The sequence below is a fragment of the Spirosoma arboris genome (assembly GCF_009754945.1).
Classification (GTDB): Bacteria; Bacteroidota; Bacteroidia; order Cytophagales; family Spirosomataceae; genus Spirosoma; species Spirosoma arboris.
In genome coordinates this window covers 16,729-38,960 of record NZ_WPIN01000022.1, presented here as the reverse complement: position 1 = coordinate 38,960, position 22,232 = coordinate 16,729, and the positions used below count along the sequence as shown (strand labels likewise).

19 protein-coding genes are annotated in these 22,232 nt (G+C 43.8%); 6 read left to right on the top strand and 13 right to left on the bottom strand.

Annotated elements, in window-relative coordinates; all coding sequences use genetic code 11:
- Window positions 1-135 precede the first annotated feature (135 nt).
- Both GO755_RS35150 and GO755_RS35145 read left to right on the top strand, forming a co-directional pair.
- Window positions 136-849, top strand: a complete 714-nt coding sequence (locus GO755_RS35150; RefSeq protein WP_157590126.1) for a response regulator transcription factor — start codon at window positions 136-138, stop codon at window positions 847-849.
- Window positions 846-2,342, top strand: coding sequence for a sensor histidine kinase (locus tag GO755_RS35145; RefSeq protein ID WP_157590125.1), 1,497 nt, complete (start codon window positions 846-848; stop codon window positions 2,340-2,342). The genes GO755_RS35150 and GO755_RS35145 overlap by 4 nt, the downstream gene beginning before the upstream one ends.
- 80 nt (window positions 2,343-2,422) lie before the next feature.
- Here GO755_RS35145 and GO755_RS35140 read toward each other — a convergent pair whose 3' ends face one another.
- The 6 genes from GO755_RS35140 to GO755_RS35115 all read right to left on the bottom strand — a co-directional run bounded on the left by GO755_RS35140 (window position 2,423) and on the right by GO755_RS35115 (window position 6,972).
- Window positions 2,423-3,637, bottom strand: coding sequence for a DUF2252 domain-containing protein (locus GO755_RS35140; RefSeq protein ID WP_157590124.1), 1,215 nt, complete (start codon window positions 3,635-3,637; stop codon window positions 2,423-2,425).
- Window positions 3,638-3,808: 171 nt separating this feature from the next.
- Window positions 3,809-4,861 (bottom strand): DUF2278 family protein, encoded by a 1,053-nt coding sequence (locus tag GO755_RS35135; protein WP_157590123.1) that lies wholly within the window; start codon window positions 4,859-4,861, stop codon window positions 3,809-3,811.
- 123 nt (window positions 4,862-4,984) lie between these two features.
- Window positions 4,985-5,383, bottom strand: coding sequence for an OsmC family protein (locus GO755_RS35130; protein ID WP_157590122.1), 399 nt, complete (start codon window positions 5,381-5,383; stop codon window positions 4,985-4,987).
- A complete protein-coding gene (locus GO755_RS35125) occupies window positions 5,380-5,793 on the bottom strand; it encodes a hypothetical protein (protein WP_157590121.1) in 414 nt (137 codons plus the stop codon). The genes GO755_RS35130 and GO755_RS35125 overlap by 4 nt, the downstream gene beginning before the upstream one ends.
- 38 nt (window positions 5,794-5,831) lie before the next feature.
- The gene (locus GO755_RS35120) at window positions 5,832-6,377 is read right to left on the bottom strand and encodes an HD domain-containing protein (RefSeq protein ID WP_157590120.1); all 546 of its coding nucleotides are present in this window, start codon (window positions 6,375-6,377) and stop codon (window positions 5,832-5,834) included.
- A 232-nt stretch (window positions 6,378-6,609) separates the two neighbouring features.
- The gene (locus GO755_RS35115) at window positions 6,610-6,972 is read right to left on the bottom strand and encodes a DUF4180 domain-containing protein (protein WP_157590119.1); all 363 of its coding nucleotides are present in this window, start codon (window positions 6,970-6,972) and stop codon (window positions 6,610-6,612) included.
- Between the two features lie 612 nt (window positions 6,973-7,584).
- Between GO755_RS35115 and GO755_RS35110 the strand changes: the two genes are divergently transcribed.
- Window positions 7,585-11,091, top strand: a complete 3,507-nt coding sequence (locus GO755_RS35110; RefSeq protein ID WP_198175029.1) for an SBBP repeat-containing protein — start codon at window positions 7,585-7,587, stop codon at window positions 11,089-11,091.
- Window positions 11,092-11,277: 186 nt separating this feature from the next.
- Here the strand turns inward: GO755_RS35110 and GO755_RS35105 are convergent, their stop codons facing one another.
- The 3 genes from GO755_RS35105 to GO755_RS42255 form a co-directional block, all read right to left on the bottom strand.
- Window positions 11,278-13,719, bottom strand: coding sequence for an ABC transporter permease (locus tag GO755_RS35105; protein ID WP_157590117.1), 2,442 nt, complete (start codon window positions 13,717-13,719; stop codon window positions 11,278-11,280).
- Between the two features lie 354 nt (window positions 13,720-14,073).
- Entirely contained in the window at window positions 14,074-14,745 is a 672-nt protein-coding gene (locus GO755_RS35100; RefSeq protein ID WP_157590116.1) for an outer membrane beta-barrel protein, read from the bottom strand.
- Window positions 14,746-14,941: 196 nt separating this feature from the next.
- Complete coding sequence (locus tag GO755_RS42255) at window positions 14,942-15,037, bottom strand: hypothetical protein (RefSeq protein WP_394351059.1); 96 nt, start codon at window positions 15,035-15,037, stop codon at window positions 14,942-14,944.
- Between the two features lie 278 nt (window positions 15,038-15,315).
- Between GO755_RS42255 and GO755_RS35095 the strand changes: the two genes are divergently transcribed.
- The gene (locus GO755_RS35095) at window positions 15,316-15,765 is read left to right on the top strand and encodes a hypothetical protein (protein WP_157590115.1); all 450 of its coding nucleotides are present in this window, start codon (window positions 15,316-15,318) and stop codon (window positions 15,763-15,765) included.
- A 295-nt stretch (window positions 15,766-16,060) separates the two neighbouring features.
- Here GO755_RS35095 and GO755_RS35090 read toward each other — a convergent pair whose 3' ends face one another.
- Window positions 16,061-16,813, bottom strand: a complete 753-nt coding sequence (locus GO755_RS35090) for a hypothetical protein (protein ID WP_157590114.1) — start codon at window positions 16,811-16,813, stop codon at window positions 16,061-16,063.
- 408 nt (window positions 16,814-17,221) lie between these two features.
- On the opposite strand from GO755_RS35090, the gene GO755_RS35085 reads away from it, so the two are divergent.
- Window positions 17,222-17,887, top strand: coding sequence for an outer membrane beta-barrel protein (locus tag GO755_RS35085; RefSeq protein WP_157590113.1), 666 nt, complete (start codon window positions 17,222-17,224; stop codon window positions 17,885-17,887).
- Between the two features lie 685 nt (window positions 17,888-18,572).
- On the opposite strand, the gene GO755_RS35080 is transcribed toward GO755_RS35085, so the two are convergent.
- The 3 genes from GO755_RS35080 to GO755_RS35070 are packed head-to-tail and all read right to left on the bottom strand — an operon-like array spanning window position 18,573 to window position 20,926.
- Window positions 18,573-19,610 (bottom strand): ATP-binding protein, encoded by a 1,038-nt coding sequence (locus GO755_RS35080; protein ID WP_157590112.1) that lies wholly within the window; start codon window positions 19,608-19,610, stop codon window positions 18,573-18,575.
- 1 nt (window position 19,611) lies between these two features.
- Window positions 19,612-20,115, bottom strand: a complete 504-nt coding sequence (locus tag GO755_RS35075) for a class I SAM-dependent methyltransferase (RefSeq protein ID WP_157590111.1) — start codon at window positions 20,113-20,115, stop codon at window positions 19,612-19,614.
- On the bottom strand, window positions 20,093-20,926 hold the full coding sequence (locus GO755_RS35070; protein WP_157590110.1) for a TIR domain-containing protein: 834 nt from the start codon (window positions 20,924-20,926) through the stop codon (window positions 20,093-20,095). The genes GO755_RS35075 and GO755_RS35070 overlap by 23 nt, the downstream gene beginning before the upstream one ends.
- A gap of 538 nt (window positions 20,927-21,464) precedes the next feature.
- On the opposite strand from GO755_RS35070, the gene GO755_RS35065 reads away from it, so the two are divergent.
- Window positions 21,465-22,229, top strand: coding sequence for a DUF6712 family protein (locus GO755_RS35065; RefSeq protein ID WP_157590109.1), 765 nt, complete (start codon window positions 21,465-21,467; stop codon window positions 22,227-22,229).
- Window positions 22,230-22,232: the final 3 nt, after the last annotated feature.

The following is a 22,232-nucleotide window of genomic DNA, read 5'->3' as shown; positions in this document are numbered from 1 at the left end:
GCGTTGACTCAGTTGAAAAGTTATCACAGAAGTCTAACATTTTGATAATCAAATTTTTCTGTTCAGTCAGAATCGGGAATTTTGCTGGATAACCTGAATCTGACAAAGCCTAAGCCCGCACGTATGAACACCTCCATGAAGAAAATACTGATTATTGAAGACGACCCACTCATTGTTGACCTGGTTCGTATCCATCTCCGTACTTTACCGGCTGAGGTTTTCACCGCAGTGTCGGGTCGGGATGGTTTGGAGCAACTAACTCATCAGGCTGTTGATTTATGTATTCTGGATGTAATGCTACCCGATATGGATGGTATCGAAATTTGCCGTCAGATTCGCCAGTATAATACGTTTACACCGATTTTGATGCTGACAGCTAAAACGCAGGAAGCCGATAAAGTGGCCGGTTTAGAGGCTGGTGCCGACGATTATCTGACAAAGCCATTTGGTATCCAGGAATTTGTGGCTAGGGTGCGTGCCATGTTACGCCGGAGCAGTCTGGGAAATGCATCAACACCAATAGCTACGTCGATTATCACACACGGCGCCCTGTGGATTCATACGGCAGATCGAATTGTGACCCTCGACGGGAAGCGGATCGAACTTACTCCGAAAGAGTTTGATCTGCTGGTGTTGCTGGCCGAAAATCCGGGGAAGAGTTACAGTCGGAAAGAATTACTTCACCTGGTCTGGGATTACCATTTTTCGGGCTACGAACACACCGTAACGGCTCACATTAACCGCCTGCGCAATAAAATTGAATCCGACTTCGCCCGCCCAATCTATATCCTGACAACCTGGGGTATCGGCTATCGATTTGCCGAATCTATAAAGCCTGTAGCTTCATGAACCGAACTAAACCTCGTCGACTATATCCGGCTACCTATGGTCGGTTAGCGGTTCTGCTGTCGTTATTGGTTATACTACTCGTGGCTGGATATAGTGTGTTGACAGGGTTTGTGGCCATTCGCTACTTCAAAGCCACCCACCAGCGGCTCAATCGGGAAGTAGCAGCTCACATTGCCAGATTTTCCCAGCCCTTTGTGGGTATGCATGTAAACCATAAAGCCACCGAGCGCATCTTTTTCGACGCCATGGTAACTAATCCAAGCGCTGAAGTGTACCTGCTCGATACGACCGGACGGGTGATGGTTTACGAAGCTCCACCCGAAAAAATAAAACGGCATCAGGTTAACCTGAGCCCTATCCGACAGTTTATTCGGACAAAGGGACTCGTGTTCATCCAGGGAGATGATCCTAAACAAACCGACGGGCAACAGGTATTTTCGGCGGCAGAGGTACGTGATAAAGAGCAGTTGCAGGGGTATGTATATGTGGTCTTGCTGGGGGAGAGTTATGGCACCACACTAATGCAGTTGTTACAGGATTATTCTGTGGAATGGGGTCTTAAAACAACGCTGTTTATGCTATTGGCTGCATTGACGGTGGGCTTCGTCGTATTTAGCCTTCTCACCCGCGATCTAACTCACATTATCCAGACGGTAATGCGCTTCCGCGAGGGCACTTTAACTGCTCGTACTCAACTGAAACCCAGTAGTGATCTGGCTCCCCTGGCAAATGCCTTCAATACCATGGCCGACCAATTGGGTCAAAGTTTTGATCAACTACGAACCGCAGAGCAACTCCGACGCGATTTGATCGCTAACGTCTCGCATGATCTTCGGTCCCCCATAACGTCAATTCGTGGTTACGCCGAAACGCTGGACATGGATGCGTTGCTCGATGAGACACAGAAACACTACGTGGGAGCGATCCTGCAAAGCACAGAGCGACTAACCAAGCGGATAAATGAACTATTCGAGCTATCGAAACTGGATGCTAAAGAACGAACTCCCGAAAAGGAGCCCTTTCTGTTGTCAGACCTTGTTACGGAGACCTACACGAATTTTCGGTTAATCGCGCAGCAGAAAGAGATCACCTTTTCCTGCATCAATTGTGAAGTCCCATCAGTCTGTTATGCAGACATCAATATGATTGAACAGGTATTGCAGAATTTGGTGGAAAATGCCATTAATTATTCGCCCGAAGGTGGGCAGGTAAAGCTTCAGTTGGCTAGTAATGAGCAATTTGTGACGGTATCGGTAAATAATTCGGTTTCGCCCTTGTCTGCGCCCATTCTGGCTTATTTGGAGAAGGTGAATCAAGTCGATAGTACGAACGCCATCGTTCGACCGCCCAATTCGGGCCTGGGGTTAGCCATTGTGCGGAAAATTTTGGGTTTACATGCTTCTCAACTACGCATTGCCCATCTGTCAGAAACGGGACTTAGCTTTTCGTTTGATGTACCGGTTTATACGAAAGTAGAAAGGTCTGATGTGTAGAAGATAGGTTGTACCCACGGTCTTCAGGCCGTGTTTTTCCATAACATAAACACGGCCTGAAGACCGTGGGTACAATTGGATCAATGACTTTCAGTTAACTTTGGCCAACCAGCTTTTAAAGCCGATTTAAACTGAGCATGGTCCTGTTGAACTTGCTGGGCGTATGTTTCAGCCCATGCCAGTAACTCAGACGTCCAGTAGGGATTGTTGGCAAAAGCGATTAATTCGTCAGCAGTTGCCGATCCCTGGCGACCTCCGCTACGTAGATGGGCTGAGGCTGTCAGTTGCGCCATGGTCTCCAGCAGTTGGCCCAGGCGTTGGGTACCCCGAACATGTTTAGCCGCGAGGTTCATCCGATCGGCCTGAGGTTGTAGGTAGCGTACGACGTAATATTCCTCATCAGGACCAGCAAGAGTCCATAGTTTCGCGGGTGGCACATCCTGAAGTCGGTTTTGTAGCGTAACGATACGAGTAGCCTGATCGGGCCAGTGCGGCTGGTTTATACCCACATAAGGTTCCGCAGCCGATGGCCGGGTTGCTTTTATATCAAGGAGGTGTAGCCGTCGATTCGGGCTTTCTACCAGAGCGGCATAGCGATTCAGGCCAATGCTACTTGTACCGGCAATTCGAAACGCCACATCACGCAATTGGTAATCGCCCTGGTTCTGCAATGCATTCTGTAGCCAATTCCAGACATCTTCCCGTTCATTGCCTTTCAGGGCTAAAAGTCGCTTTTCATTCGTGTGGAGATGCCGTTTAAGGCCACTCCCTCGGGTCAATCGAGCTATCAGACCCTTGCGGGTGTGTTCAGTCGCCTGATCCAAAAATTCTTTGAGAATGCCAGTTGCTGTCTGACGTTCAATCGATCGGGGTTTGCTGCGCAACAGCATTTGATTGTAGGCTGATATAAACTGACTGGCTAGCTGCCTGCTGGTTTCGGGCGAATGCTTCAGCAGCGGTGCGGCCACAAATAGACTCGTTACCAGCCGGGCAATGTCGACAGTACAGGGTGCCAGTAGCGCTTCGTCGAAGTCGTTAATGTCGAAATAAACCAGTTTATTTTCGCCCCGATAAGAGCCAATATTTTCGAGGTGCAGGTCGGCGCAAACCCAGCAAGTAGGGTAATCGGGCGAAAACAGAATCCTCGGTGCATCCTGATAAAACAGAGAAGGCGTAGCTCTGAAAAATCGAAAAGCACTTTCGCTCATAGCTTTATACTTGCGCATCAGCATGTCTTCCCGTCGGTCCTGATTGGCCTTCTGAATTCGCTCAAGCAATAGATCACCCTGGTTCATAATGGGTCAGACAAAATTGATGAGCAAGTTACCCTTTGCCGGTTACTTTGCCCATAAAAGCAAATGGCAGGTGCACAAACCTGCGCCTGTTAAAAACCCAGGCTAAGGTAGTCTTAGCCTGGGTTGATATAACGTTAATTGAGAAGCGATGGATGAAACAGTTGCCAAAAATTAAAACCGAATCAGTTTGCCTTCAGCCTGGGCCTGCTGTTTCGTATACTGCACCCCACTGGTTTTTATACCCTGGCTGTTAAGCAGCGAGATGGTACCTCCTTTATTGCCGAGATTGAAGTTACTGCCCGCCGTAATCGTGATCTCGGCCGTACTACTTGCACCAATCGTTACCTTACCGATCGCAAACTCATGCCGGTTTCGGTCAACCAGTTTCCAGCCATTTAGGGAAATGTCTTCATCAGTAGTATTTACCAAAATGACTTTTTCCTTACCTGCTTCATTGCCTTTAGGGTTCACCAAAGCAGCTACGATGACCACCTCGCCGTCTACTGGCGTATCAACAACGACACCACCACCGGGAGCAGTACTCGTTATGCGATTGCCAGTCTGGTCGTCGGTGTGCAAGGTAACTGGGTTAAGCGTATTGAACTGGGTTTGAAAGGCTAGCAAAATGGCGCTCCAGCGATTTAAGCTAGGATAGTAAATTAATAATCCACCGTCCTGAAAAACGCCGTTGTCCTTGTCGAATGAACCTGTAGGGTTTCCCTGATTCATGTGGATGTCGTGTAAACCCTGATCTTTGATTTCATGGAAATATTGATCGGCTTTGCTGGTACTTGGCCATTGCTCACCGAAGGCAAAAATTTGGGCATTAGGATCTGCCTTAGACTTATCCAGGGCTAGGGTTAATTTATCCTGAAGGTCATTGTCTAAACCAGGTAAATTATTGGGAAGAACGACCAGTTTATTAAAATCGCCCACCATGTTTCGCCGTAAAAAATCCAGGCCAAACTGCTTTCGTTTGGCCGTATCGTTAATATTGAAGTTTCCATTTTGTGGAAACGATTCCAGCAGACGCGCGCATAGTTCATGTTGATAGTTATCATCTACATAAGCCATTAGCATAGAGCCATCCTGAGAGCGTACATTGACGGCTATTCGGTAAAACTCAGTGCCCGTGTTGAGTTTTATCTCGAAGTGATTGGCGTCGGGAGCCATAAGGCCACGGTCATAGCGACCTACGAAGAGGTGATAATTGGTGAGGGACATGGTGCTAAAATTTAGACGGTTTCGGGGCAAAGGATGCACTTTTTCAATACTATCCTTACGACTATTTATTAACAAATAGTTGCCTTTATTTAGCGGTAGAGCAGAGGGGAATTAATCGAACCTTTAGGTCGCCAATGTTATGCTAAGCCCTTTTCGCAACGTATTATGAATTTCTGCGATTTGGTCGGTATGCTTGATCAACGCGTCAATTTCTGCTGGCGATGCGTCTGACGTTACATTGGCGGTATAGGTAAAATTAGAGCCCGGCTCACCGTCACCGCCGAATTCGCCGTTAAAGACAACATCCACACCCGATACCGTTATATTCCGCTTGGTTGCCTCCCGGTAGATGTCGTTGCAGAAGCAGGTGGCCAGGGAAAGAAGCAGGAGTTCGCCCCCATTGATGGCCGAGCCAAAACCAGATGCTTTTACCGAAATATGCATTTCTTTAGCCGTATCATTGGTCTGCACAACGGTTTCCTGCTGATTAAATGCGCTTTTTATACTGGCCGAGATTTTCATGAAAATGGCAGTAAATCGGGTTCTACGTAGACTGTCTTTGCTAGTTTCGAATTATAAATATCTACTTGATAGTGACAGGCAATCAATTCTTTGAACGAGAATTTAAGCCGCGGAAACTGGTTGATGAAATCACTGAAATTGTCTGTGTCAGACTTATTGATAAAATGGTTGACGGCTCTTATGGCAGCAATCGTAAGCGTCTTATTGTACTTATTCCGAGCACCCAACGAGTCAACAAAACAGACCAGTTGATCGCAAATGTTTTCTATTGCCTGCTCAACGCCGTATTTCTTAACGTGAATCCAGGCCAGTCTTAAATGAGCTTCATGGCTAAATAGAGTCGGATTTAATCGACATAACTTGAACTGTTGCTCAAACAGATCGTCACTTAATGCAAAATGCGCTTCCATAATTCTAGCTAATAGGCTTTCGAGTGGCTTCAATTCAATCAGGCCGTGATGTATTGTTTATAATCCATTATTTTTTCATTCAGGCGCTTTTCAAGGTAAGCATTTCCACCGTTCAGTTCATGCAGTATGATCATCGCTTCCTGCCTGTACCCACTTTTTTTAGCGTCGTCCCAATAACTCGGCGGAACCTGAAGATTGGTTATTCTGTCCGCTAATTTTACGGCCCAAACTTCTGTTGGTAATTCTTTAATGCGCTTCAGGCTGTCTAGCATTTGTTCTGCTTTCGATAATGCGTCGTTTTTGGTCAATGCTAAAACTCCTTGCGCTACCTCTACGCCAAATGCAGCTGACACTTCCTCAAACGTGGTCGACGTATCTTCCAGGGTATCATGCAATAAGGCCAGTTGGATAGCATACGCCAAATTGAAAGTTGACGAGTAGTGAGCGGCTACCAGAATTTCCATGGCCACATTGCTTAAGTGAACCACATAAGGCAGGTTTGTTCCAGGAACCAACTGGTTTTTTTCTACATGTTTTACCGCAGCAAACTTGATTGCCTGCTGGTATAAAGATTGGATGTCCATAGTCAGATTAGCCGCTGTCGGGGCTTGCTATATAAATGCCAACGCACTGATAAGGAGCTGTACGTTTTCTCAAAACTAGCAACTAAGCTGTGCCGTTGCCAGCCTTAGTTAGCTACCGGCTTGTGAATAGTTTGTTGGGCCGGGTTAGCCGCAGGTACGTACGAAACCCAAGAAGCAATCGAGTACAATTTAGCATTTCTGCCATTTAGATATTAGTAGGAATGACAGAAAATTAGTACTTCCCAAGTCTCTCTAAGGCTTCTGATATTGAATTGACAAAGTTAATTTGCCCAATTTTATTGCTTTCGAAAATGAAGTCGTTGATACTTTTGCTGGAATAGTTGCTAAAATCGCCAATGACTGCTAACCGAACTCGATAATTCGAGAATTTTTGAAGTAATTCACCAGCTATGCCTGTTTTTAAATCGAAAAAATCAGGCGTAACATTTTCCTTATAGATAATTATAGTATCAAAACCCTGATAATATAAGTTGCCTAATAAATCTAGCCCATCTTCTGCACTTTTAATGACAATTCCTGTTGAAACTACCTCGGCAGCCTTTATGCCATTTAGTTGATGAGTTTCGATTTCCATTATGCCAATTCGCTTTTATTAGATTACTACAAACTAAGTAAGGGCAAGTATACCATTGGTAAATTTTCTGGTCGTCAAGAGTTGGAGTTTTATTTCATCTTTTATAGCTGCAAATAAAGGAATTCATTATCAAAAAATAACTGGATTGATGCTACTTTAGTCATACTCATTGCTGCCATTATTGGCTATATTATCTACCTGCGTTATTACGCTGATTGACGAACCAAATCCGAGCCAGCCGTTGAGAAAGTGAAGCTTGGCATCCAACTGCAGCTACTGCTATAAGCTATTTAGGACCCCGAAAAGGGTTGGCCTTTACAAGTCGATGATTCTCACCTTCATCGATAGTTTTATTGGTGGCGTATTAAAGCGGCAATTGATTCGCTAGCAGGATTCATTGCGTTGAACCTCAACAAAACGCTATTCGCTTATCCGCTATTTCCCATTTACATACATGGTTCGGTTGCCCACTTAATGAAACCGGTCGTTCACAACATTCTTTCCTGTACGGGTTTTCCTCTTTTTATTTTTGGCACTACGGCAACACTCTGACTATCAGAATATAGACAGATGGTTCTATCTAGTTTACTCGCTCCATTCAAGCCTTTACCCATGAAAAACAACTATTTTATTCTTCTTGGCCTTATTCTGGTGGGGTTGATCTGCATCCCTTCCTTCACACAGGCACAAAACTATAAATGGGCCAGGGGTATTGGCGGATCGGGTTCTGCTGGAGGGAATTCAATCGCGGTAGATGGGGCAGGGAATGTCTATACCACGGGTAGTTTCCAGGGTACAATTACCGGAGTAGCGAACCTGACCGCTTCGGGCTTTGATGGTCTTTTCCTGTTTAAGCATGATGGGGCGGGTAACCTGGTTTGGGCCAAAAGCATCGATTTTAGCCAGGGTACCTCACTGGCAGTAGATGGCTCGGGCAATGTCTACGTTACGGGTAATTTCTATAACACGGTGGATTTTGATCCAGGGCCTGATCAAGTGGAACTTAACCCTTCAGAGGGCGGGATATTCGTCCTCAAGCTGAATACCTCGGGCAACTTCCTGTGGGTCAAACAACTGCAACGTGTGGGTTCGGAAAGCGGTCGGACCCTCGTGGTGGATGGAGCAGGGAATGCCTATACCACCAGTGGCCTCGGCGATGAGAGTGGTAGAGTTCGCGCTATAAACAAGCTCGATGGAGCAACCGGCAATCTGGTGTGGGCCAAAAGCCTGGATGGAGCGCAGTATGAGTTCGGCTTCTCGGTGGCCGTCGATGGAGCGGGCAATGTGTTTACCGCCGGTAGTTTCTTTGCCACGGTGGACTTTGATCCGGGACCTGGCACGGCTAGCCTTACCTCAGCAGGCAATGTCGATGTGTTTATCCAGAAGTTAGATAAGGATGGCAACTTTGTCTGGGTCAAACAGATGGGTGGGCCAGGGGAGGAAAATTGCCGATCAATTGCCCTGGATGGGTTGGGCAATATTTATACGACGGGTCATTTCTTTAGTAGTAATGAGGGGTTGGCTGATTTTGATCCGGGCGAAGGAGTTGCCTATCTTACAGGCACCAGCGATGGTACTATCTTTGTTAGTAAGCTGGATGTTTCGGGCAAGTTTCTGTGGGCCAGAGAATTGACCGAAAATTCTTATAACACGGCTCTGTCAATCGCCGTGGATGGCTCGAGTAATGCCTATATAACGGGCTACTTCCGTGGTACGACTGATTTTGACCCTGGCGATGGGGAGGCCAACCTAACCGCTAGTGATAGTAATAATGGGGATTGCTTTATCTGCAAACTGGATCAATTGGGTCACTACGTCTGGGCCAGACAACTGGGCGGAACCGATGGGGCTTCGGGTAACTCGATTGCCGTGGACGGCTCGGGTAATGTCTATACCACGGGCGACTTTTCGGGCACTGTCTATTTTGATCCTGGCGATGGAGTCGCCAACCTGACCACATCGTCGGGACGTTATGATATCTTTATCAGCAAGTTGGAGCAAGTGCCCATCATCACGGGCCTGATGGCCAGTCCCAATCCTGTTTGTGTGGGTAGTCCCATTACCCTCACCGCTACGGTCAGCAACTTGCAGGGAACCACTTATTCGTTCTCCCTCACCAGTGGCAGTTCGACCATAACCGGGAGTTCATCCAACCCCCGCTTCAGTCAAAACCTGACGGCTAGTGGATCAGGAAATCAGTCCATTTCCCTTACCGTGAGTAATAACGGCAAGTCGACTTCCATCTCCACTTCCGTCACGATCAATCCTCTACCTACCCCCGGACTGACTAACAACGGTCCCCTGACCTGTGCTCAGTCGTCGGTGACCCTGACGGCGTCAGGGGGTACTAGCTATCACTTCAGTAGTCTGGCCAGCCAGCAGGGCGGTAGTTCGAGTTCGATCGCTACAGTGAGCCAGCCCGGCCTGTATTCGGTTACGGTGATAGCCGCCAATGGCTGCACGGCCACGGCTAGTGCCCTGGTCACTACTTCCGCCAATCTGGAGCCACCTAGTCTGCTGGCCAGTGCCACTAATACGACCAACCAGCCCATTTCAGTGACCGCCAGCGGCTGTGGGGGAACCCTGACCTGGATGCCCCAGGGAGGAACGGGGGCGGCTAGTGGGAGTATCTACACCCTCTCGGCACCGGGCACCTATAGCCTCTCGGCTTCCTGCACCGTGGGTAGCTGCATCAGCCCCGCCAGCCCACCCCTCAGCCTGACGATCCTGCCCGCTCAGGCAACGTTTGCCCTGCTGGGCGTGAGCCTGATCAGCTGCCAGCCAGTCAGTGCTACCGAGCAGCAAATTACCTTCCTACCTCAGTACCAGGGACTGAGCGGAGAGCCCATCGTGCTGGCCATCGCTTATGACAATTTCATTACTACCGGGCCGGGTCCCTACACGCTTCGAGTGCCCACCAGTATGCCTCTGCTGACGCTGATTGCCCAGCAGGGCAGTAAGCTCTCAAGTTACAACTACCGCTGGCTGGATGCCTGCCAGACGGGGGTGGACAACCATCCTCCCACTACCAGAGGCATTGTTGCCCAGGCTGCCCAGCAGGGGCAGGCCTATAGTCTGGGCTTATTGGACTATTTTTCGGACCCGGATGGGCAAGCCTTGCATTTTCAGGTCTCAGGTTTGCCTTCGGGGCTGAATCTGACGGGGAGTGTAATCGGAGGAATCCCTGTAGAGCCGGGTGTTTCGACGGTGAATGTGACGGGAATCGACCCCGGTGGACTGAGTGTGACAACCAGTTTTGTGCTGACCGTGAATCCTTCATCGACGCCCAACCGGGCACCGGTCACGCCTGGGATTCCGGCTCAAGTGGCCCGTCAGGGGCAGGGGTATAGTTTGGGCTTATTAGACTACTTCTCGGACCCGGATGGTCAGGCGTTACACTTTGAGGCTTCGGGCCTGCCTTCGGGTCTGAACCTGACGGGGAGTGTGATCAGTGGGATTCCCTCGGTGACGGGTGTTTCGACGGTGAGTGTAACGGCCTTCGACCCCTTGGGTTTGAGTGTGAGTACGAGCTTTGAGTTCACCGTCAGTGGTCAGCCAATCCAGACTTCCCCTTTTGCTCTGGTAGGAGTAAGTCTGCTGAACTGTCAGAGTGTGAGTGCCAGTGAACGGCAGGTTACTATCCTTCCTCAGTACACAGGCGAGAGTGGGGAGGGCATCGTACTAGCCATCACGACGGGTTTGATCACCACCCAGCCGGGCCCTTATGTGCTGATCCTCCCGACCAATCAGCCTTTGATCACCCTGATCGCTCAGCAGGGGAGTGTGACCTCAAGTTACAACTATCGGTGGCTGGATGGCTGTTTGAATGGGGGGCGGCTGGCTAGTCCAGGTGAACCCAGCGACCTGCAGGTTGTAGTGTTGGGCAATCCGGTGGTGGGGAATGAGGTTTGGGTAGAAGTTCGAGGAGCTTTGGGTGATCCGCTGGAGTTGAGCTTGATTGATGGTCGTGGTCAGACAATCAGCCACCGACGAGTGGCGGCTGCGGAGGAGGTCGAGCGGCATGAGTTTCGGCTTGATTCAGCGTCGGCAGGTTTGTTGTTTTTAGGGGTCAGTACGCCCACTCAGCAGCGAAGTGTGAAGGTGTTGAAACGGGAATAAGAAATGACTGTGCTACAGCGGATCGCTCGTTTATTGGGGATCTTGTCTTTGAGATTAATTACGAAGAGCCGCTTCTATACGGACCGCTTTGATATATCATCAGTTTGAGAGATATGCAGGAAGGGCTTTTCTATGGCAATACAAAATGAGCTCTGATTTCCAGAGCTCATTTTGTAGATTTTAACCCTATTCGCTCTTCAGGACTTCCACGGGATTACTTTTTGCCGCCTTCATCGTCTGCGATCCAATCATGAGGAATGCTATCAGTAATACCACGAGCAAGCCAACTAATAACTCTACGATCTGCACAGGTGTGTGGTACGGAAAATTGGTGAGCACAACGTTTTCGAAGAAAAGGTACGTTACAGGCAGCGCGATAAGTGCCGATATCGACAGTTGTACCAGAAAACCACGACTCAATAAATAGATAAGACTACCAGAGCTTGCACCCATCACTTTGCGGATGCTGATTTCCTTCAGTCTGGTTTCGGTCGTGAACGCCACCATTCCGAACAAACCCATCGATGCAATAGAAATGGCGAGCAATGAAAGGAAGCCAATAATCTTGATCATGGCCGAAAATTCACTGTAGGCATCTTCTATGGCTTCGTTATAGAATTCAGCCTTAAATGGATGAACACGATCAATTTTCTTCCACGCGGACTCGATCTTGGCTCTGGTTGCCAGTATGTCTTTGCTTTGTAGTTTGACATTAATGATTGCTCTGTCTCCGGGTGTCCAGGCCATGAAGGCTACCGGCTCAATGAGGTTGTCGACCTTTCCATAGTGAAAGTCTTTCAGTACGCCAACTATGGTCATCTTCCGGTTATGTATATTGAAATTACTAAATGTGATCTGCTCCCCGATTGCCTTCTCGGGATTGTCTGCACTGATGTTAAATCGTTTTAAAACCTGCTGGTTAACAATCACTTCGCTGACAGCATCGGCTGTAGTGGGTCGTGCCCTGAAATTTCCTCCGGCAATAAGCTTGTATTCATGCAGAGTCAGGTAGTTTTCGTCGACGTGGTTGGTCAAGACCAGCGCCGAGTCGCGCGAATCGTTGTATTTCATATGACCGCCCCAGGCGTTTCCAACGCTAGTGACGATTAACGAGCGGGACAATGCAGTTACTTCGGGCATTTCGCTTAGCTCTTTCATAAACGCATCGGGTTTATTACCCTGCATATTGATGTTCAGGATATTCTCGGTGTTGAAGCCCAGGTCGAATGCAAGGATGTTTTTATACTGCACATAGCCGATGGCGGTCGTTGTGATAAAGATCAGGGTGAGTGTGTATTGAATCACCACCAGAGCGCGCCGGAGGGTTACGTGTTTGAATACCTTCACCGTCGATACATTCCTGAGTGCATTGATCGCGCTGACTTTTGAAAAGAATAGTGCAGGCATGAAACCGGCAATAACACCTACAGTGACCGAAAAGATGATGAAGGCTATGACCATAGGTAGAGCAAGATGAAGCTTCACCGTGCGCTGCATCTCTGGAGCCAGGTTTATCAGCTGCGGCCGCAATACGAGGAAGATGAGGTAGGAAAGAACAAGGGCTGCCAGCGAGATCATGATGGCCTCGGCCAGGAATTGCTGCCATACCTGACTCTTTTCGGCACCAATCGCTTTGCGAATACCTACTTCCTTAAAACGGCGCATGGCTCGTGCCATCGACAGATTGGTGTAGTTAAAACAGGCAGACAATATCACAATGAGTGCAAGCCCGCTGAGTATCCAAAGCACAACCGGAGACATGTGAGGGCCCGTGGAGCCAGCTCCCCCCTCAGAGCGACGGAGGTTCTCGCCGACCACAATACTATATAAAGGAAGCAGCTCGAGTTGGATCTTCATGTCATCTTCGGCGAGATTTTCCTCCTTTGCAATGGCGTCGAGCTGCGACTGGATTGATGCCATATCGGCATGTTCCGGCAGCCTAAGGTACACGTAGTTCGACGACATGTTTGTCCATTTTTCGAAGTTGTTGTCGTTCCTGTTGAGCTGCTCAGCCGTTGAGAGCGATACCAATGCTTCGAAATTGATGTGCGAAAAGAAGGGAACGTCCTTCATAACACCGGTCACCTGGTAATCGACGGTATTGACGTTGATTGCCTTGCCAAGCGCAGACTGGTTGCCGAATAGCTTTTTTGCTGCCGTCTCCGTGAGAACGATCGAATAAGGGTCTTTCAGGGCCGTTTCGGGATTGCCTTCCAGCATCGGAAAAGTAAAGATCCTGAATAGCGACGGATCAGCCCAGAAGCCCTTGATCGGGAGAATGTTGTCGCCAACCTTCGCATCCTGCGAAAAGTCGTTGTGCATAATAGCCACTTCATCAATGCCGGTCACTTTCTGGCGGATAAGCTTGCCGGTCTTTATGGATGTGGTTGCAAACTTGCCGCTTGATCGCGATCCACTTTGTTTCCGATTTGGAGTCAGTACGCTAGTGATGCGGTAGATCCTATCCCCATCCTTATTGAATCTATCGTACGAATATAGGTCGAGTACGAACGCGATCAGCAGTAAACCGACAGACATACTGATGGCAAGGCCAACAATATTGATGAAGGAGAACAGCTTGTTGTGCAGTAAGTTGCGTCTCGATGTTTTGATGTAGCTTCCGATCATGATCCAGTTAATAAAAATGCCCGTATAACCTGTTTCAAAAATACCGGGCTACTACAGACAGAATGAAAAAATGGGATGAATTGGGCTAAAAATGGGACGAAGGACTGCTTTGGATTCTGCTGCTATTTATTCAGAGTTGGAAGCTATGTGCTCAATCAACAAACAGTACAAAATCAAGTGATAACCTGCCCGTGGTTGTTGGCTTTACCGCAACGCCAGGCAAATGGAACTGGGTATGATTAAAGGAAATTCAGCAATAAAGCGTTTAAGTAGCCTAATGATCTTTGATAGCCTAAAAAAGTAGCTGTTAAGCCCTGAAGAAGATGAATGTCGTTTCTGATAACACGGCTTTTTTTAAAATTTATAAAGTAATTGTGTTTGCAGACTTAACTGATAATATTGATAGGAATTATAAGTTCTAATGGGTATTAGGTACGTAAATGTAGGTTGAGTAATTAACGAAAGGTGGTTACTCAGCTGGTACTTAATACCCGCTCCTAAAGTTGGATAAATGCGGATTTTCTGATTTGGGAGGGTACCAGTACCTTCTGCATAAATCTTCGTGTATGGGAAGTTAATATAAGTACCCGCCGAAAAATAAGGTGATAAACGCTTGGTTGATGATTGGTAGTTTACCAACACCGGAATCTGATAATTTCGGGTAGTGCTTGATTCCCCAACGACTTGAACACCAGTAGGATTAAGGGTTAAATCTGGATTGGTACTAATCGTTGGCTGATTGTAATGGTTGTGATTTAACCAAATGCCCGTAGAAACTGAAAAATGGGTTGAAAGTTCATAACGAGCCAGTATACCCACCGAATAACCTACCCCTTTTTGTTGATATTCTACATCAACAGGTATTGTTATACTGTTGTCCGGTAATAGAATGGTCGCGTTCGTATTACTATAAGTATAACCTGGAGCCGCACTAATTGAAAACGAAAATTTGCTTTGCCCAAAAATAGGACTGTGGTTAACCACTAAACCTATCCAAATACCGATAATGCGTATTAATTGCCTCATGTTTTTTGAAAAATTATAGCGGGATAATTGTTTTTATCTAAAGTCTACTATACATTTTTTGTTCATCAAATAATCAATTAAAATTTCGTTAATGTTTTATCCCTTTACTAATCCCGTTCGCGATTTCCTGTATGAATTGTATTAGTCAAAACTTGACCTGTCTTCTTTGCAAATTTGTATCTGTTTTCTATTTTTTCTATTCCGAAAAACTGATAAAAGTTTTCCCATCATATCGGCACAAACCAGTATTTCTTGTACCTATCCAAAAATTGCCTGATTTATCTTCTAAAATACGTCAAACTGTGGGATGAGTCAAATCATCTTTCTTTGACAGGTTTTGAAAGGCTTTTCCATCGTAACGCCATATCCCAAACTATCAGCGACAATACTACCCTTTGATTAAGAAAGCTTATCAACAGGGTTTGATTAGACAGAACCCTACCCAATCAGGAGAGTGTATGAGCCGTTTTCTGGCTGATACTTAATAAATACGCACTTTTAAAACAGCCCAAAATCCAACCTTATTCTCTTTTTTTGGGTCATGTCCGCGTGTAACTAATGCATTGAACTATGAAAAATAGTGTTTTAAGCTTATTGCTGTTAGTCGCTTTTGGAATCACAAGTTGTAAAAAAACGGCCCAGGTCAATCCTGAACTCGATCCGAAAGACGATCCTAAAAAAGTATACACGCTGGATTTGCAACAGGCAAAGTTGTGGTTACCTGGTAAATGGAAGCTAGTAAAGGTATATGCGAGCATATCGAATCCACCTGTCCCTATCGTAGAACTGGTTATCAATGAGAACCAGATCAGTCTTATTCAAGATGGCATTCAAACTGACAAGGTTGATTTTGACATCGTTAAGACAGATTACGGCTTACTTATCAAAACCAATGCCCAACCTAGAGCCGATAACTGGTATGTACGTAATCCCGGTTTATATATTAATAAGAATCGAATGTTTTTCGATTTAGGTATGGCTGTAGATGGCCCTGCTTATGAATTCACTAAAGGGTTATGAAAATTAACCACCTTCTTATTCTAGCTAGAGGGCCTGGTGTACGCTATAACCAATTTGTGAAACGCTATAAAAAAGTTAAATGCCTGCTATCAATGTGAAGAGCAGCCGTTTTAGTTATTCCATGTTTGGTTCAGCAGCCAAGTTCACAACGATCATAGGCTACCCGCATAGGCCATGAACGGGCTGGCCATCACCACAAAAAATGGCATGGAAAGCCTGAGCGTTTATAAGGCCATTTCAATAGTTGGTCGAGTCACATAACAAAGCATCGAAAGAAAATACAGTATTATTCCCCTCAATAGGACTCGTAAGTATATTGAATCTGCCCTGAACCAGTCACATTCTGGAGAGTGGTTGGCAGACCTAACTCATTATATGTATACGTGTACACGGCATTTACCTTGCCCGTCGTTTGATTGGTGATTTTTATTACATTATTGCGACTGAAACGCCGTACCGAACTAATGTCGGGCGCGATTAAGCCATAATAGGGATTGGGATTAGTATCATATTCGTATAAAAAAGTCTCCACAGAATGACCTGATCTCACGTCTATACGAGTAATATTCTCCCCTGTATAGTAAAAGTCCTCACCCGCAAAAGAACTGCTCTGGCCATTGTTGTAGCTTGTAAACCGTTTGTTGGCATCAGCCATGTAAAATAGCGTTTCCCGCGTAGAGGTGTAGCTTCCATTGAACAAACCACCGGTGTAAACCACGACGTTGTTATTATTGGTGTTATAGGTAAAGGAGGTTTCATCCCCATTCTTGGTATCAGCCGCATTGGGGAAATAGTCAAACAGTCGGTAGCGCCCTTGAGCATCGTACTGGAATGTGCCTTGGGAGCCAATCGAAGTGGTGAAGAAAGCCACTCGATTCATGGCATCGTAGGTATAGGTGGTGCTGAATGGAAATCCCCCAAAATTGATGTTGTTAGAGGTCTTCAATCGCATTTGTTGGGAATCCAGTGGCCGCAAACGGTGATCAGTACAACTCAGAGCCAGACTGCCGAAAAGAAAAAGGATACAGTACCGAAAAATAGTTTTCATAAGATAAGGGTATTGGATGTATTTAGTGGTAAATTAATTAGGCGCTTATAGTCTAAAGGAGCTTTTGCCGACTTAACAATAAGGGTGCTGGATAGACACTTGGGTCGTATCGGGCCGAGCTGAACATTACTTTATAAAAGATAGGGTCATTTGGTGAGTGGAAAAGACTGAGAATTTTTGATAAACTACAAAGCCGAGCTCAAGGCCACACGACTCCAATGGGTGCTACGGAGTACGTATCAAATTAATAATGAGTTATAAATCTAAAACTAACACCAACGTTATGTAGAGTGTTGTTGGTTTATTTTGTTAATATAATACAACTAAAATTAGCTTAATTACAACGTTTTTTGTTTAGCAAGGGTCTAGTAAATAAATCCTTAATTTATCGCTTCTAAATTCACTTCCATGAAAAACAAAACTACTCTTTTATTGACGGCTCTATTTATCAGTTTGCTTGTCACCACATCTACGATGGGTCAAGGGCGATTTTCTATCGCACCCACCTTCTCACCTTCCTATCAGCATCTTAATTGGGTATTAAAGTATGAAAATGCTGATGCTGCCAAGGGATCAGAATCGACCACAGGAATTTCAGTAGGTTTAACGGCTTCCTATGCCTTTACTCCCAAATGGTCTCTATCAGCAGGTTTTTTGTACAACCGATCTTCTGGCGATAGACATTTTGATAATTTCATAGATCCGGCAAGTACGCAATCATACCAGTATAAGAATTGGCAATTACCCCTTTTACTGAATTATATCCCTTCCACTCATCGACTATCGCCTTATTTTTCAGCGGGACTTTTAGCCAATCATAGTTTTCTGGTTACCAATACTAATACGATGCATAGTAGCTACAATAAAATAGATAATGGCCTTACATACACCTTTTCGCTTTATGGAATGGTTGGTATGGGCGTACAATATCGAGTAACGCCTAAACTGGCCTTGATTGTCCAGCCGACCGCAGCTTATCGAATAAATCCACCTTCGGGAAGCTATTCATTTGCTTATTCTCCCTGGAATGAATATTTGCTGGGCTTACAGACTCAGGTAAAATTTACCTTTTAAAAAGCCTCGCCTTATAGTTGGCTTTTGTATAACTGGCCATTAAAGATCGATCTACAAGATAGTTCGTCCTTTATCTTCCTCTTTTTGAGGCTCAACTTTGACTAAATCAGAATTTGAGCCTTTTGAGATAGATAGGGGCTAGAAACGCAAAAAGCCCACTTTGGGTGGGCTTAAGGAGCTAGAATTAAACTATCCATTGCACTCGTAGGATCTGATGGAATGACCTATTAACGCACTATATATCAATTGTTTAAGCCTAGTAGTTCACTTTCTGTGACCCAAAGATAAAGACAATCGCTATCATAGTAAATGCAACAACCCCCAAATACCTCAAAATACGGCCTTTCTATGTGACTTATGATCAATGTGCGTATCTTAGAATGTGATCAACACTCTTTAATATTCAGGTAGTGTAATTACCCTTTCAAAGCTTACAAACTAGGAAGGATTGTTCATACTTGCTGCTAACGTTTTACAACATTATTTGATATTTGAACCACTTTGGCAGTTGTAATCAACCTGGATTAATATTAAGCTATATTAAAAATCGACCCAATTAGTATTTGGCTAAAGTACTCCAAAAATGTTGTTAACCAAATGGAGATGAATATTATCGTTGCCAATAACGATAATATTTGGCACTTTTAGTGCATAGAATAAATTAAGTTATTTGTCCTTAGAAACATTAGGCTTTTTTTAATTTTACAGTTACTACTGTTATAAAATTAGTTGATTCATTTACTATACTAGTTATTTTTGATGGTTTACTTTCTATACTTAAAAGACCACCACTTTTTTCAATTTCTTTTTTTGCGAACGATAACCCATATCCTTGACCTTCTATATTATTTAATCTCGCATATTCCCCCCTGTAACCTATTTTATATATCAAATCTTCAATAATTTCATTTTCCAATATCCCAACACCCCAATTTTCAATTCTGATTTTTATAAATTTATTTTCCTCATATATTTTGACACTAATCCAAACTTTATGATTTTCTGAAGTTCTATTATATTTTATTGCATTATTTACTAAATTCTCAAATGCACGTATAATGTCCGGTTTAGAACCAGAAGCATAAAATTTTTGATTCTCATAATTTTTTTCTATTTCTATTTTCTTTGAGCTAGATTTTAATTGAAAATCTACAAAAATTTGTTCCAACATTGAAGATACTTCAAAAGGAAGATTTTCTGAGTCCGAATCATTTTTTATATAATCAACGAAATTGTTTGACTTATTTTTAAGTCTATCTATTAAACTTAATGATGATTTTAGAAAATAGCCCAAAATTATTTTTTTAGATATATCAATTTCTTTAATAATAATTTTATGCTCTTCATTTGTCATACTTTTTCCTTTAAAATCCTCAAAATTATTTGCGAGATTTTTTAGTTTATCATAATAAAAAGAAGGATTAAGTTTGGTGTTTTTATTGATATAGTTAGACATACTTTCATTAAATATAGAAATGGGCTTTAAAGTCTTATTATCTATTCCCTTGGCCCAAGATTTAATAAGAAAATTATTGTTTAACGCTATATGATTCTCTATCCTTTTCTTTAATAAATTATTGACTGATTCGTCGTCAGAAATGAAAAACGAAATTTCATCTTTTAAAAATAACTCTTTTAAAAGAATTAAATTGTTGTCCAATAAGCTCAATAAGGCCACTTGATCATGTAATAAGAAAATTACATTGTCTGATAAATCTTTCATGTTAAACTTTTTTACATTCTATGAAAAATTTTGAATTATATTTTTTTTCGCAATCAGTACTTACTAAAAGAGTTGAATTGTGTATAAATTCTAATGCTGTCCAGGGAACAATTACAAAATTTGTGGCCATTATGGATGCCTGAATTTCTAGAAAATAGTTCACTTCATCTGTAACTATTTTTAATGTGCCATTTTTCTTGAGATAGCTATAAATTGTTTGTATAAAGTCTTTATTTAAATACCTTTTTTGCTTAGGTCCCGGGGACGGGAAATATATATGAATTCTTTCAAAATAATAGACAGGAAATTTCTTAATGGCTTCTCTTATATCTCCCTGTATAAGTTTAACATTTTTATACTTTTCTAACTCGGAGTCATAAATAAAGCATTTATTCTCAATATCCACCCCATAAAATTTTTTTGTAGGATATATATTAGCTAATTTAAATAAAATACAACTATATCCAAAGCCAATCTCTAGTTCAGATGATTCCTCTAAGTTCATTTCTAATTTGTTCAGTAACTGATTCAAAACTATTGTCTATTTGTAGAAAGATAACGCCATATATATCTGATGGTAAATCTAAAGTACCTTTGTGCAAAATAATTATTTTACCAGACTTTCTTTGTAATTTACCGTAGAAATATCCAAGCTCAAAAACTACATTCTGCCTTGCTCGCCTAATATTAACCCCTGAGCTATTTACTACTTCGTCATCCGGTGTCATTAATACGAAAATTATATCAATATCTTCAGAATAATGTTCAAACTTCTCTATTATAGTTTTGCCAAGCGAGGGTTGCTCTCTTAAAATTACAGGCTCTGGAAGTTTTAAATTATTTTGAAGGAAATTTTTCAATTCAAAAAGTAAAGTTGAATCATAGCCATGTACAATAAATATATTACACTGTTTAACATCGTTTACTATATTCTCTAATTTTTTTAATAATTTAGTAGTTAACGATAATTCTAATTTATTTATAAAACCGTTGCAATAATCTATAAACCATTTTGTTGACTTTTCATCATTGGATATAGAACAGCAAACGATTTTTATAGATGGAACGGTTTTTTTCATTTGCCGTGCCAAATCTTTTCCAGTAGTATAAGCTCCTGAAATATTATTTCTTTCAAGAGTATTTTCGATGTCTGGCATCATTAAATCTAATAAAACTATATCAAAATGATTATTCTTTATTAGAGTCAATGATTCATTGATGGAAGAAGTTGCTGTGACTTCATGGCGATTATCTTCTAGAAATTCAATAACAGGTTGAATATTTAGTAAATCATCGTCTACCCAAAGAATTTTCATGAGTCAATTATCTTATCTTATAAGTATAAACTTAAATTAAAAGCATTTCTTAAGTTTTAAAAGTTAGCACTATACCACAGTAAGTATATTAACACCAAGGGGATTGTAGCCAGTAAAGTCAATTTTCAAGCTTCCTATTAGTGTTGAAAAATATACTTTCTGTCCTTATGTGTTTACTTGTGGTAGTTCATGTCCTATTACTTGTAAGCCTGATATTTAGGTTGTTCACAATTTATAATTGCTCGTTTTTGTAGTTTTATGAGTTCATAAAGTATGCTTTTATGGCTCGTTGGTTAATAAGCTATTTTCTGGAGCATTTATAATACTCTTTAATGGGCGATAATAGCAAACATATTTTATATATAATGACATTTATTTTCATTTTTAGTAAACGTATGTATTTTAAGGACTTTGGTAAGCGACCATTTATATAATTCCATATTACACTAAGTACCTCCAGGAAATTACGACTCCAGCCGCTGGCAGTGATGATCCTGGCCCGGACGGAGCCGATTTGCTGTATTTGGCTCATTCGTGCATGAGCTGGAAATGTTACGAGCTGGCATTTCCCCACCTGAAATTTAAGGCCGGGGAGTTAGGGCTGCAAAAGGTCAACGGTCAGAACGCGGTGGCCATTTCCAAATGGGAATACGTGGACTCAAAGGAGGCAAATCTGGCCATGCTGGATCTGGCTCTGGAGAACTTCTGGAGTGCAATGGAATCCAGTAAACCAGCGGCCTGGACTGGCTCCACGGCCTATGCAAAACGCCAGCAGGTATTTATCCGCTCTGCCGGTGAGCTATCCGAACACGTACCTACCTTAGGCCGAAAAAACCGACTCTTTGAGCAGCTCCTTACCTACATCCGTAGAGCCGAACAAAACTATATACGGCCAATCCTGACCGATGCCGAGTATGTAGCCTTAAAAGTAAAGTGGCGCGATCCAGCAGCCACCTGGAGCGTAGAGGAGCAGATGCTGCTGGACTTCATTCGGCCAGCGGTGGCACATATGGCCCTCTTTGAGGCCTACCCGTATTTGCCCCTTACTCTGGATAGTACCGGCATCACCGAAAGCCGGTCGAAGGATGGCACACTGGAGCAGGTGGCTCCGAGTGATAACAAAACCGGCACTCAGAAACGGCAGCTCTACCAGGATGGCCAGCAGTTCCTGGCCGATCTCACCGAATACCTCCAGGCCACGGCCACAACCAGCCTGTTTCCAGCCTACTACCAGGCCCAACTGGCCAAAGTGGGCACCCAACAAACCGACGATTTTACCAACGAGTCCTTAGTTATTTTATAAACC